Source organism: Mycolicibacterium lacusdiani (assembly GCF_021916785.1).
Lineage (GTDB): Bacteria > Actinomycetota > Actinomycetes > Mycobacteriales > Mycobacteriaceae > Mycobacterium > Mycobacterium lacusdiani.
In genome coordinates this window covers 45,705-57,968 of sequence record NZ_JAKCFC010000002.1, presented here as the reverse complement: position 1 = coordinate 57,968, position 12,264 = coordinate 45,705, and the positions used below count along the sequence as shown (strand labels likewise).

At 68.5% G+C, this 12,264-nt stretch carries 11 protein-coding genes; 8 read left to right on the top strand and 3 right to left on the bottom strand.

Features of this window, described 5'->3' with window-relative positions; translation table 11 throughout:
* Nucleotides 1–6: 6 nt before the first annotated feature.
* From LOK44_RS05270 to lfrA, 3 genes are all read left to right on the top strand, one after another.
* Nucleotides 7–906, top strand: coding sequence for an RDD family protein (locus LOK44_RS05270; RefSeq protein WP_237569751.1), 900 nt, complete (start codon nucleotides 7–9; stop codon nucleotides 904–906).
* A gap of 62 nt (nucleotides 907–968) precedes the next feature.
* Nucleotides 969–1,535, top strand: a complete 567-nt coding sequence (locus tag LOK44_RS05265) for a TetR/AcrR family transcriptional regulator (protein WP_237569036.1) — start codon at nucleotides 969–971, stop codon at nucleotides 1,533–1,535.
* Nucleotides 1,536–1,568: 33 nt separating this feature from the next.
* Nucleotides 1,569–3,257 carry an efflux MFS transporter LfrA gene (lfrA, locus tag LOK44_RS05260; protein ID WP_237569035.1) on the top strand — a complete coding sequence of 563 codons (1,689 nt, stop codon included), beginning with the start codon at nucleotides 1,569–1,571 and terminating at the stop codon, nucleotides 3,255–3,257.
* A 37-nt stretch (nucleotides 3,258–3,294) separates the two neighbouring features.
* Here lfrA and LOK44_RS05255 read toward each other — a convergent pair whose 3' ends face one another.
* Both LOK44_RS05255 and LOK44_RS05250 read right to left on the bottom strand, forming a co-directional pair.
* Nucleotides 3,295–4,443, bottom strand: a complete 1,149-nt coding sequence (locus tag LOK44_RS05255; protein WP_237569034.1) for a cation:proton antiporter — start codon at nucleotides 4,441–4,443, stop codon at nucleotides 3,295–3,297.
* 30 nt (nucleotides 4,444–4,473) lie between these two features.
* Nucleotides 4,474–5,814, bottom strand: a complete 1,341-nt coding sequence (locus tag LOK44_RS05250) for a carotenoid oxygenase family protein (protein WP_237569033.1) — start codon at nucleotides 5,812–5,814, stop codon at nucleotides 4,474–4,476.
* Nucleotides 5,815–5,934: 120 nt separating this feature from the next.
* Here LOK44_RS05250 and LOK44_RS05245 point away from each other — a divergent pair, with 120 nt between their 5' ends.
* The 5 genes from LOK44_RS05245 to LOK44_RS05225 all read left to right on the top strand — a co-directional run bounded on the left by LOK44_RS05245 (nucleotide 5,935) and on the right by LOK44_RS05225 (nucleotide 10,685).
* Entirely contained in the window at nucleotides 5,935–6,642 is a 708-nt protein-coding gene (locus LOK44_RS05245) for a GntR family transcriptional regulator (protein ID WP_237569032.1), read from the top strand.
* Between the two features lie 125 nt (nucleotides 6,643–6,767).
* Nucleotides 6,768–8,321: an NCS1 family nucleobase:cation symporter-1 gene (locus LOK44_RS05240; protein WP_237569031.1), complete on the top strand. Its 1,554-nt coding sequence runs from the start codon at nucleotides 6,768–6,770 to the stop codon at nucleotides 8,319–8,321.
* Between the two features lie 60 nt (nucleotides 8,322–8,381).
* Entirely contained in the window at nucleotides 8,382–8,918 is a 537-nt protein-coding gene (locus LOK44_RS05235) for a PadR family transcriptional regulator (protein ID WP_237569030.1), read from the top strand.
* A gap of 94 nt (nucleotides 8,919–9,012) precedes the next feature.
* Nucleotides 9,013–9,723 (top strand): PadR family transcriptional regulator, encoded by a 711-nt coding sequence (locus LOK44_RS05230; protein WP_237569029.1) that lies wholly within the window; start codon nucleotides 9,013–9,015, stop codon nucleotides 9,721–9,723.
* Nucleotides 9,724–9,821: 98 nt separating this feature from the next.
* The gene (locus tag LOK44_RS05225; RefSeq protein ID WP_237569028.1) at nucleotides 9,822–10,685 is read left to right on the top strand and encodes an oxidoreductase; all 864 of its coding nucleotides are present in this window, start codon (nucleotides 9,822–9,824) and stop codon (nucleotides 10,683–10,685) included.
* Nucleotides 10,686–10,734: 49 nt separating this feature from the next.
* On the opposite strand, the gene glpK is transcribed toward LOK44_RS05225, so the two are convergent.
* Complete coding sequence (gene glpK, locus LOK44_RS05220) at nucleotides 10,735–12,252, bottom strand: glycerol kinase GlpK (protein ID WP_237569027.1); 1,518 nt, start codon at nucleotides 12,250–12,252, stop codon at nucleotides 10,735–10,737.
* Nucleotides 12,253–12,264: the final 12 nt, after the last annotated feature.

Below are 12,264 nucleotides of genomic sequence, written 5' to 3'. Positions count from 1 at the left end.
GTCGTCATGGTGGCGCAGCCGATGGTGACCGGCGACGCGGTGGTACTCGACGTTCAGGTGGCGCAGCTGCCGGTGCGTGCGCTGTCGGCGTTCATCGACGTCACCGTGGTGTTCATCGCGTACGTGATCGGCATCGTGCTGTGGGCGTTCACGCTGGCCGACCTCGACCCGGCGTTCTCGGCGGCGGTGCTCATCATCTTCACCGTGCTGGCGATGGTCGGGTATCCGGTGATCTTCGAGACGGCGACCCGCGGTCGCTCGCTGGGCAAGATCGCGATGGGTCTGCGCGTGGTCTCCGACGACGGCGGCCCCGAGCGATTCCGGCAGGCGCTGTTCCGCGCGCTGGCCGGCTTCGTCGAGATCTGGATGCTGGCCGGCGGCCCCGCGGTGATCTGCAGCATGGCCTCGGCGAAGGGCAAGCGCCTCGGCGACGTGTTCGCGGGCACGATGGTGATCAGCGAGCGCGCCCCCCGGATGAGTCCTCCCCCGCCGATGCCGCCGCAACTGGCGTGGTGGGCGGCGTCGCTGCAGCTGTCCGGCCTGGCGTCGGACCGCGCCGAGCGGGCACGCCAATTTCTGTCCCGCGCGCCGCAATTGGATCCCCGATTCCGTGATGAGATGGCCCATCGGATCGCCGCCGAGGTGGTCGCCCAGGTGTCGCCGCCGCCACCGCCAGGGACGCCACCACAGCTGGTTCTGGCCGCGGTCCTCGCCGAACGCCACCGTCGCGAACTCGCGCGGATGCAGTCGGCCGCGCAGCACTCCCCGCCCGTCGGCCAGCCGCCGCCCGGGTACGGGCCGCCGCCGCAGCAGTGGAGTCCGCCGCCGCCGGCCGCAGCCCAGCCGCCGTCGCAACCCGCACCCCAACCCCAAGCCCAGCCCGGCGGTTTCGCCCCGCCGGACTGACGTCCGTCACCGAGTGGGACACCCATGTCCCACTTTGAACCACCTGTGCTAGATTCAGCGTCATGGTTGCACTCCCGTCGAACGAAGGTGGCCCGCGCTCGCGGACCCGCCGGGCGATCCTCGAGGCCGCCATGGTCGTGCTCGCCGAGAACGGCACGGCCTCGCTCGCCGACATCGCCTCGGCCGCCGAGGTGGGCCGCAGCACGCTGCACCGCTACTTCCCGGAACGTTCGGAGCTGCTGAAGGCGCTCGCGCTGCACGTCCACGGCCTGAGCAACGCGGCGATCGCCCGTGCGGAACCCGAGTGCGGGCCGCCGCTCGAGGCGCTGCGGCGCGTGGTGGAGAGCCAGCTCGACCTGGGCCCGATCGTGCCGTTCGTCTACGCCGAGCCCAGCCTGCAGGCCGACAAGGAACTGGCAGCGATCCTCGACACCGGCGACGAGGCGATCGTCGAAGTGCTCGACAGGGTGGCGACCGACGGCACCGCCGGGCCGCCCTGCTGGCCCCGCCTCGTCTTCTGGGCGCTGCTCAACGCCGGCTACGAGGCCGTCGCCAAGGGCACCCCGCGGGTGCAGGTGGTCGACGCCATCATGGCCAGCCTCGTGCACGGCACCATCAACTCCGACTAACCAAGCTCGACCCAACCTCAACCAGGAGCGATAATGTCTTCCCGGTCAGACGCCGTGACGGCGTCCGTCCCCACCCCGCGACGCGCGTGGGCAGCACTGACGGTGCTGCTACTCCCCGTGCTGCTCATCGCGGTGGACAACACGATCTTGGCGTTCGCGCTACCGAGCATCGCCCAAGAGTTTCGCCCGTCGGCAACCACGCAGTTGTGGATCGTCGACGTCTACTCGCTGGTGCTCGCGACCCTGCTGATCGCAATGGGCAGCCTGGGCGACCGAATTGGCCGCCGCCGGCTGCTGATGATCGGCGCCGCGGGCTTCGCGGTCGTGTCCGCGGTGGCGGCGTTCGCGCCGAGCGCAGGCGCACTGGTCGCGGCCCGCGCGGTGCTCGGTTTCTTCGGCGCCATGCTGATGCCGTCGACCCTGTCGTTGATCCGCAACATCTTCGCCGACGCCACCGCACGCCGGCTCGCCATCGCGATCTGGGCATCGTTCTTCACCGCGGGTTCCGCACTGGGACCCATCGTCGGCGGCGCACTGCTCGAGCACTTCCACTGGGGTGCAGTGTTCCTCGTCGCGGTGCCGATCCTGCTGCCGCTGTTGATCCTGGCACCGCGGCTGGTGCCGGAGTCGCGCGACCCCAATCCGGGACCGCTCGATCCGATCAGCGTCGTGCTGTCGCTGACGACCATGCTCCCGCTGGTGTGGGCGGTGAAGACCGGCGCGCACGACGGGCTCTCGTGGCCGATCGCGGCCGCGCTCAGCCTCACCGTGGTGTCGGCACTGGTGTTCGTCCGACGCCAGAACCGCAGCGCCACACCGATGCTCGACATCAAGCTGTTCGGCTACGCCCCGTTCGCATCATCGGTGCTCGCGAACTTCCTGTCGATCGTCGGCCTCATCGGGTTCATCTTCTTCATCTCCCAGCACCTGCAGTTGGTGCTCGGCCTGAGCCCGCTCGCGGCCGGTCTGGTGACGCTGCCGGGTGCGGTGCTGTCGATGATCGCCGGCATCTCGGTGGTGCGGTTCGTCCGGTGGTTCGCGCCGCACACGCTGACCATCGTCGGCCTCGTGCTGGTGTCGGTGGGCTTCTGGATGATCCTGCTGTTCCGCCACGACCTGACCGTCGCCGCAGTAGTGGTGTCGTTCATCGTGCTCGAACTCGGCGTCGGCATCTCGCAGACCATTACCAACGACACCATCGTGTCGTCGGTGCCTGCCGACAAGTCCGGTGCGGCGTCGGGTGTTTCGGAGACTGCATACGAGTTGGGCGCCGTCGTGGGTACCGCGACACTCGGCACGATCTTCACCGCGTTCTACCGCAACAACGTCGACGTGCCGGGTGGGTTGACCGCAGCTCAAAGTGCCGACGCGGGCGAGAGCATCGGCGGCGCCGTCTCGGTGGCCGCACAGTTGCCGCCCGCCCAGGGCGAGGGACTGTTGGCGTCCGCACGGCTCGCGTTCGACTCCGGCATCGCGCCGACCGCAACCATCGCGGGGACGCTGGTACTCATCGCTGCCGCGGCCGTCGCGTGGGCGTTCCGCAAGCGGGACGCCCAGGACCATGACGCGGACCGACCGGCAGCAGCACCGAGCCCACCAGTGGCGCCGCGGCCCAGGAGTGGATCCACCACGCTGAGTCAGCAGTCCAGCCGCGCAGCAAGGCGGCCGCGGACGCCTCGGCCGGATCGACCCCGTGCAGTCGGGAGTTCAACGGAACGGTGACGGCCATCGTGCCGGCGTGGCCCGTCAGCCCCGTCGCCTACTGGGCGGCAGCGGGCTGACGGCGTCTGGCCACGCCTCCGGCGGCCGACGTGACGGTGATCGTGATGAGGGCACCGAGGATGAACGCCGCCGGCTCCCCGGGACTGAGCAGGCCCTCCTCGGTGCCCAGTGTCGCGGCGGCGACGGGTACGCCGAGCTGCGCCGCGGCCAATGCCGCCAGCGGAAGCGGTTGGCCCAGCAGCCGTCCCGCGCCGTGCGCGATCACCGCACCGAAGCCCAGCGCCAACCCCAGTCCGATGAACTCGGGATGTTCGCCGAGTTCACGCACCTGCAGCGAGGCGCCCAGCCAGACGAAGAACAACGGGCCGAAGAAGCCCTCGGTGATGCCGAGCAGCTGCCGCGCCAGCCGTTTCGGTTCGCCGATGCCGTTCACGACGAGCCCGAGTGCGAAACCCGCCAGCATGACCGACACGTGGGTGCGCAGCGCCAGGGCCGACAGGGCGAAGAGCAGGATCAGGCTGAGCCGCAATTCCAGGGCCAGCTCGTGTCGCTTAGAGTACTCGCGGACCTTCTTGCGGGTGCCGTTGTGTTCGAAGTGCCGCAGTACGAAGAAGATCGCGACGGTGCACACTCCGATGGCCAGTGCCCCCAATGCCGCCTGCAGCGCCCGATCGGGCGCGATCACCAGCGGCAGCAACACGATGCATGCGGCGTCGGCGATGGCGATCTGCGCCTTGACCGACAACACGGGCGGCCCGTCGAGCTTCAACGCGTCGATGATGGGCAGTGCGACGGCAGCCGACGAGGATGCCATCAGCACCGCGTACAGCAGCGCGTGGCCGGTGCCGAAGACGTAGGCCATCGCCACTCCGAGCACCGCTGCGACCGCACCGACGGCGATGGCGCGCAGCGCGGCCTTGCCCACGCCCGCGCGCAGTGTCGAGTCACGCACCGGCACATTGGTTCCGACGACGAACATCACCAGCGCGAAGCCGATGTCGGCCAGCAGCTTGAACGTCGGATCGGTGGTGTCCACGACGTCGAAACCGGTGCGGCCGACGAGCATTCCGGCCACCAGCTCGCCGATGATGACGGGGATGGCCAGCCGGGGCACCGCGGTGAGCAGCGGGCCCACCATGCCGATGACCACCAGCAGGGCCAGCGTGTGGAACCCGAAGCCGGCCATCAGGTCACGATAGACCCGATGGCCGCTCCGTTAGCTGGAGATCCAGTTCCCGTGGAAGCCGTAGGGCACCCGGGTCGGCAGCTGGATCCTGGCGACCGGCGCACCCGCGAAGTCCGACGCGTCGAGGATCACGAGGTCGCTGCCGTTGCGCCCGGGGTCGTACACGTAGCCGAGGTAGTACCCGTGGGTCTCGTCGGTCGACCCCGCTGCGGGCACGAAGACCGCTTCGCCTGGACCGCCGTCGCCGAGTTCGTGTGCCACGGCGCTGCCGTCGCCGAGGTCGTGGCGTACCCAGCCGTTGTCGCCGACCGACACCGCGTACCGGGCGGCCAGCCCGGTCAGCCGATCGTCGATGCGGGGGAACTCGACGGAACGATCGTCGAGCTGACGCTCGCTGACCCGGCCGGACTTCAGGTCGACGGTCCACGACCACAGCACGGCGTCAGTGTCGAATCCGCCGTTGTCGCGCCACAACTCGGGGTAACGGACGGCCTGCAGCACGATCCCGCCGCCGTCCGGCGTGTCGTGGGCGTTGGCGACGTGGAACACGTAGCAGGGGTCGATCTCGAACCAGCGCACCTCGCCGAACGGATCGTCGCGGCGCATCACGCCGAGCCGGGCGCCGTACTCGTCGTCCCAGCGGAAGGGCATGTCGCCCTCCATGGCGCGCTCGGCGTTGAAGACGATGGGCAGGTCCATGAACACGACGTGGTTCGCGGTCAGCGCGAAGTCGTGCATCATCGTCAGCGCCTTGACCTCGAGCGGCCGGTTGATCGTCAGCTCGCCGCCGGCGTCGGCCCGGTGGTAGGTGACGTGCGGCTCGAAGAGGTTGCCGTAGCCGAAGAAGTGCAGCTCACCGGTCGTCGGGCAGATCTTGGGATGCGCGGTCATGGCGTCGACGAGTTTGCCGCCGAAGTCGTAGGCGCCCACGGTCTCGAGGTCGTTGGTGATCTCGTACGGCAGCGACGATTCGACCAACGCCAGCGTCTTGCCTGCGTGGTTCACCACGTGAGTGTTGGCAACGCTGGAGCGCAGGTTGCGGGTGCCGTCCTCGCGGTAGAGCGGGAAGTCCTCGATGAAGCTGTCGGTGCGCACCCAGCGGTTGCGGTACCACTTCGCCCGTCCACCCTCGACGCGGACGCCGTGGATCATGCCGTCACCGGTGAACCAGTGCCCGCCGGCCTGCCGCGGATTGGGTCCGTTGCGCAGGTACCAGCCGTCGAGGTCGGCCGGGATGGCGCCGGCGACGGGCAGGTCGTACTCGGTCAGCTCGTCGTCGACGGGGGCGTAGTTGCCGACCTGGAAGAACTCGCCGGGCGATGGCTGGTCGTCGGCGACCGTGGACTGGACGCCGTCGTGGGTGTCGGTCATGTGTGGGCTCCTGGGGCTGTACGGAGATCGTGCCACGAGGATGACACTCCACTACCGACATGTCAATGCTGGTATGTCGTCGGGCGTGCGGGCGGACGGTCGCCGTAGGAGGATCGCGCCATGCCCGACCGCCGTCACGCCGCGCTACCGGCGCGGCTGTCGGCCAGCCGGACCGACACCTCGCAGCGCGCGATCGTCGACGAGGTGCGCCGGGTGATCCTCGAAGGTGGCGCACCACCTGGATCACCCATTCCGGTCAACGACGTCGCGGCGGTGTTCGGCGTCAGTGCGATCCCGGTCCGGGAGGGCCTCAAGACACTGGTCGCCGAGGGCCTCGTCGCCCACCTGCCCCACGTCGGCTACAGCGTCGCGTTGCTGACGGCCAGCGAACTCGCCGAGATGTACATCGTGCGGGAAACACTCGAGTCGGCGGCGCTCGCCGCAGCCGTGACCCGTGCCTCCGACGACGACCGCGCCGCGGTTGTCGCAGCGCACCGGGCCCTGGAACACGCTGTGCGAGATGATGATTCACAGGCCTACCACCGGCAGAGCCGACAGTTCCACATCGGCATGAGCAGACCGTCCGGCATGCCGCGGCTCGTGCACATGCTCGAGTCCGCCTGGAACGTCACCGAACCCGTGCAGCTGATGGTGCACGTCGAGCAGTCCGACCGTGCTGCGCTGCACACCGATCACGGCCTCATGCTCGAGGCCTTCCTCGACCGCGACGCCGAGGCCCTCCTGACCGTCAGCGGTGCACACCACCGCAGGTTGAACACGGTCGTGGCCGCACTGCCGTCCGACACCGGACTGGTCGCGCGGGGCTGATCCCGGGCCGAATGAGTCGGTTTCGTTTCCTGGGCGGTCCAAATATATTTCCGGCGCAATCGCGGTGAAACACACCGCGGCTACGTTCCGTTCATCGCCCAGCCAGATGGACAGGAAACAGCGACATGACAGAGATCCAGGACCTCCCGCCGAGCGCCGTGGTCGGCGCGGGCGACATCGTCGAAGCCGCGGGCCATCCCGTTGGGGGCGGCCTCATCAAGGCGCACTACGACCCACGCCTGACCAACGAGGACCTCGCGCCACTGGCCGAGCAGAAGTGGTCGACGTACAACATCTTCGCGTTCTGGATGTCCGACGTGCACAGCGTCGGCGGGTACGTGACGGCGGGCAGCCTGTTCGCCCTCGGGCTCGCCAGCTGGCAGGTGCTCATCGCCCTGCTCGTCGGCATCGTCATCGTCTACTTCCTGTGCAACCTGGTCGCCAAGCCGAGCCAGTTGGCCGGCGTGCCGTATCCGGTGGTGTGCCGCAGTTCATTCGGCGTCCTCGGCGCGAACATCCCAGCCATCATCCGAGGCCTGATCGCCGTGGCCTGGTACGGGATTCAGACCTACCTCGCCTCGGCCGCGCTCGACATCGTCCTGCTCAAGCTGTTCCCCGGGTTGATGCCCTACGCCGACGTCGAGCAGTACGGCTTCACGGGCCTGTCACTGCTCGGCTGGTGCAGCTTCACGCTGCTGTGGATCCTGCAGGCGGCCGTGTTCTGGCGGGGCATGGAGTCGATCCGCAAGTTCATCGACTTCTGCGGCCCCGCCGTCTACGTCGTGATGTTCATCCTCTGTGGCTACCTGCTGTGGAAGTCGGGGTGGCAGGTCAGCCTCTCGCTCGGCGGCGAGAAGCAGGGCAACACACTGGTGGTCATGCTCGGCGCCATCGCGCTCGTCGTGTCCTACTTCTCCGGCCCGATGCTCAACTTCGGCGACTTCGCCCGCTACGGCAGGAGCTACGAGGCGGTGAAGAAGGGCAACTTCCTCGGGCTGCCGGTCAACTTCCTGGTGTTCTCGCTGCTGGTCGTCGTCACCGCAGCGGCCACCGTCCCGGTGTTCGGTGAGCTGATCACCGACCCGGTCGCGACGGTTGCCAGGATCGACAGCGTCACGGCAATCATCCTCGGCGCCTTGACATTCACGATCGCCACCATCGGCATCAACATCGTCGCCAACTTCATCAGCCCCGCATTCGACTTCTCCAACGTCAGCCCCCAGAAGATCAGCTGGCGCATGGGAGGCATGATCGCCGCCGTCGGCTCGGTGCTGCTGACCCCGTGGAATCTGTACGGCAATCCCGAGGTCATCCACTACACGCTGGAGACTCTCGGCGCGTTCATCGGTCCGCTCTTCGGCGTGCTGATCGCGGACTTCTACCTCATCCGCAAGCAGAAGATCGTCGTCGACGACCTGTTCACCATGAGCAAGACCGCCAACTACTGGTACTCGAAGGGCTACAACCCGGCGGCGGTCGTGGCGACCGTGGTGGGAGCCGTCCTGGCCATGCTCCCCGTGTTGCTCGGTGGCGTGGTCTTCGGCATGGCCGGTGCGGCGCAGTACAGCTGGTTCATCGGGTGCGGCGTCGCGTTCGCCCTCTACTCGCTGCTCGCGACGCGCGGGCCGTGGCGGCTCACGGCGCTGCGGGTCGCCGAGGGAGCCACGCTGGTCTCCTGACCCGACACGCGTACGGCCCGACATTCCAGGATTGGAATGTCGGGCCGTACGCTTTTCGGGGTGAGTCTCCGGTACGCCGCTCTCGGCCTCCTCGCCCAACACCCTGGCAGCGGGTACGACCTGCTCAAGCGTTTCGAACGGTCGGTGGCCAACGTGTGGCCGGCGACCCAGAGCCAGCTCTACGGGGAGTTGAACAAGCTCGCCGACGCCGGGCTCATCGAGGTCGCCGACATCGGCCCGCGAGGCCGCAAGGAGTACCGCGTCACCGCGGCAGGCCATACGGAACTGCGGCGGTGGATCGGCGATCCCTCCGACGACCCGCCGCTGCGCAGGCCCGACCTCCTTCGCGTCTTCCTGCTCGGGGAACTGTCGCCGGCAGCCGCCCGTCGATACGTCAGGACCTTCGCCGAGCACGCCGCGGCCGAACTCGAGCGTCTCGAGCAGCTGCGCGACTCCGTGCCCTGGAGTGACGACGACGCGAACTTCTACGGACGCGCAGCGCTGGAGTTCGGCCTGCGCGACGCTGCGATGGAGGAGCAGTGGGCGCGCTGGTTGATCACGGCGCTGGACGCTCGGACTCCGGCCGGTGACCGCTAGGCGAAAACTCAACGTTGCATCGCGATAGTTTCCGATATATCGTCAACGTATCGGAAGCGCGATCGGCGCTTCCCGCCTCAGAAAAGGACACCCCATGAACACCCCATTCACTCCACAAGACGGCCCCTTCGGCCGACCCTTCGGCTTCGGTCCGACCGACAGGCGCGCCCTGCACGAACACCGCCGCCAAGCCCGCCGCGACTTCCGCGACCACGTCCGCGAACACCGCGGCGAGGGCTTCACCCCCGGCGGCCCGGGCTTCCCATTCGCCGGTGGCTTCGGCCCCGGCGGCCCCGGGTTCGGCTTCGGCCCCGGCGGACGCGGCGGGCGGCGTGGCGGTCCGCGCGGCGGCGGTCGCGGTAGGCGCGGCGACGTCCGCGCCGCGATCCTGACGCTGCTGGTCGAGCGGCCGATGCACGGCTACGAGATGATCCAGGAGATCAACGAGCGCAGCCAGCAGCTGTGGAAGCCCAGCCCCGGCTCGGTCTACCCCACGCTGCAACTGCTGGTCGACGAGGGCCTGATCGTCTCGACCGAATCCGACGGCAGCAAGAAGCTCTTCGAACTCACCGACGACGGCAAGGCCGCCGCGGAGAAGATCGAAATCGCGCCGTGGGACGCAATAGCCCAGGACTGGAAGGAAGAGGCCCCCGGCGCCGTCAACCTCCGCAGTGCGGTCGGCCAGCTGATGGGCGCCGTCGCCCAGTCCGCCCACGCAGCATCGCCCGACCAGCAGCAACGCGTCGTCGACATCGTCAACAACGCCCGCCGCGAGATCTACCAAATCCTCGGCGAAACCGACTGACCACGTGTGATTCGTGGAGCATTACCTGCGCTCACCGCGGGTGAGACTCCACGAATCGCCACCAAACAGGAATAGGTCCAGCGGCAACGGCGTAGGAAATGACTGTGCAGACCACCTTCCCGCTGGGCTCGTTCACCGTTCACCGCGTCGGCTTCGGCGCCATGCAGCTGCCGGGGCCCGGCGTCTTCGGCCCGCCCCGCGACCACGACCAGGCGATCGCCGTACTCAAGCGCGCCGTGGAGCTGGGCGTCGACCACATCGACACCGCACAGTTCTACGGCCCCGACGTCGCCAACCAGCTCATCCGCGAAGCGCTCTACCCGTATCCCGAGAACCTCGCGCTGGTCTCCAAGGTGGGCGCCCGACGCGACGACGAGGGCAACTGGACCTCGGCTCAAGAGCCCGATGATCTGCGCGCCCACATCGAGCACAACCTCCGCGAACTCGGCGTCGACCAGCTCGCCGCGGTGAACCTCCGCATCCACTCCGGTGACCCGAACGCCGTCGGGCCCGTCGACCGCGACCTGTTCGACCGTCAGCTCACCGCGATGATCGCCGCCCGCGACGAAGGGCTCATCGGGGGCATCGGCCTGAGCAGCGTCTCGGTCGACCACCTGCGAATCGCGTTGGACCGCACCGAGATCGTGACCGTGCAGAACGCCTACAACCTCGTCGACCGCAGCTCTCAGCCGGTGCTCGACCTCACCACCGAGCACGGCATCTCGTTCGTGCCGTTCTTCCCGCTCGGGTCCGGCTTCAACGCCGACAACCCGGTGCTCGGCAACCCTGCCGTCAAGAAGGCCGCCGCCGACCTCGGCCGCACCCCCGCTCAGGTTGCCCTGGCGTGGACACTGTCGGTCGCCCCCAACGTGCTGCTCATCCCTGGCACGTCGTCGGTGGCGCACCTCGAGGAGAACCTCGCGGTCGCCGACATCGAGCTGCCCGAGGACTTCGCGCCCTAGGCGATTCGTGCACGCTCAGGCGCGGCTGGCGCAACGGAGCGTGCACGAATCACTCGACGTCGACCCAGTCCAGCGTGCGCGTGACGGCCTTCTGCCATCCCGCATAACCGGCGGCACGCTGGTCGTCGCTCCACGACGGCGTCCAGCGCTTGTCCTCCTGCCAGTTGGCGCGCAGATCGTCTGGGCCAGACCAGAACCCGACGGCCAGACCGGCGGCGTACGCCGCACCGAGTGCTGTGGTCTCGGCCACGACGGGCTTGACCACGTCGACGCCGAGCACGTCGGCCTGGATCTGCATGCACAGGTCGTTGGCGGTGATGCCGCCGTCAACCTTGAGCACCTCGAGGTGCACGCCGGAGTCGGCTTCCATCGCGTCGACGACGTCGCGGCTCTGATAGCAGATCGCCTCGAGCGTCGCGCGCGCCACGTGCGCGTTGGTGTTGAACCGCGACAGGCCGACGATGGCGCCGCGCGCATCCGACCGCCAGTACGGTGCGAACAGGCCCGAGAACGCGGGCACGAAGTACACCCCGCCGTTGTCGTCGACCTGGCGCGCCAGCGACTCGCTCTGCGCCGCACCGCTGATGATGCCGAGTTGATCGCGCAGCCACTGCACGGCCGAACCCGTCACCGCGATCGAACCCTCAAGGGCATAAACGGGTTTCGCGTCGCCGAACTGGTAGCACACCGTGGTGAGCAGACCGTTGCGCGACCGCACGATCTTCTCGCCGGTGTTGAGCAGCAGGAAGTTTCCGGTGCCGTAGGTGTTCTTCGCCTCGCCCGCACTCAGGCACACCTGTCCCACCATCGCCGCCTGCTGGTCGCCGAGGATGCCGGTGAGCGCCACCTCGCCGCCGAGCGGACCGTCGGCGAGCGTGGTGCCGTAGGCCTCTGGGCACGACGACGCCTTGATCTCCGGCAGCATCTGGCGCGGGATGCCGAAGAACGACAACAGTTCGTCGTCCCAGTCCAACGTCTCGAGGTCCATCAGCATCGTGCGGCTGGCGTTGGTCACGTCGGTGACGTGGACGCCGCCGCGCGGTCCGCCGGTGAGATTCCACAGCACCCAGCTGTCGGCGGTGCCGAACAGCGCGTCACCTTTCTCGGCGTCGGCGCGCACGCCGTCGACGTTGTCGAGGATCCACTGCACCTTGCCCGCCGAGAAGTACGTCGCGGGAGGCAGCCCGGCCTTGTCGCGGATGACGTCGCCGCGCCCGTCGCGGTTCAGCGCCGACGCGATGCGGTCGGTGCGCGTGTCCTGCCACACGATCGCGTTGTAGTACGGCCGGCCGGTGCGCCGGTTCCAGACCAGCGCCGTCTCGCGCTGGTTGGTGATGCCCAGCGCCCCGAGGTCATCCGACGTCAACTTGGTCCTGTTCAACGCCGTCATGATGACCGACGCGGTGCGTTCCCAGATTTCGACGGGATTGTGTTCCACCCAGCCGGCCTGCGGCAGGAGCTGTTCGTGCTCGAGCTGATGACGGCCCACCTCGGCGCCGTCGTGGTCGAAGATCATGCACCGGGTACTGGTGGTGCCCTGGTCGATCGCCGCAATGAAATCCGGCACGCGCGCTCCTTC

Coding starts and splice junctions, on each gene's coding strand:
- LOK44_RS05270 (WP_237569751.1), top strand. CDS start 7: ATGGTGGCGCAGCCGATGGTGACCGGCGACGCGGTGGTACTCGACGTT.
- LOK44_RS05230 (WP_237569029.1), top strand. CDS start 9,013: ATGAACACCCCATTCACTCCACAAGACGGCCCCTTCGGCCGACCCTTC.
- LOK44_RS05225 (WP_237569028.1), top strand. CDS start 9,822: ATGACTGTGCAGACCACCTTCCCGCTGGGCTCGTTCACCGTTCACCGC.
- LOK44_RS05240 (WP_237569031.1), top strand. CDS start 6,768: ATGACAGAGATCCAGGACCTCCCGCCGAGCGCCGTGGTCGGCGCGGGC.
- LOK44_RS05245 (WP_237569032.1), top strand. CDS start 5,935: ATGCCCGACCGCCGTCACGCCGCGCTACCGGCGCGGCTGTCGGCCAGC.
- lfrA (WP_237569035.1), top strand. CDS start 1,569: ATGTCTTCCCGGTCAGACGCCGTGACGGCGTCCGTCCCCACCCCGCGA.
- LOK44_RS05265 (WP_237569036.1), top strand. CDS start 969: ATGGTTGCACTCCCGTCGAACGAAGGTGGCCCGCGCTCGCGGACCCGC.
- LOK44_RS05250 (WP_237569033.1), bottom strand. CDS start 5,814: ATGACCGACACCCACGACGGCGTCCAGTCCACGGTCGCCGACGACCAG.
- LOK44_RS05255 (WP_237569034.1), bottom strand. CDS start 4,443: ATGGCCGGCTTCGGGTTCCACACGCTGGCCCTGCTGGTGGTCATCGGC.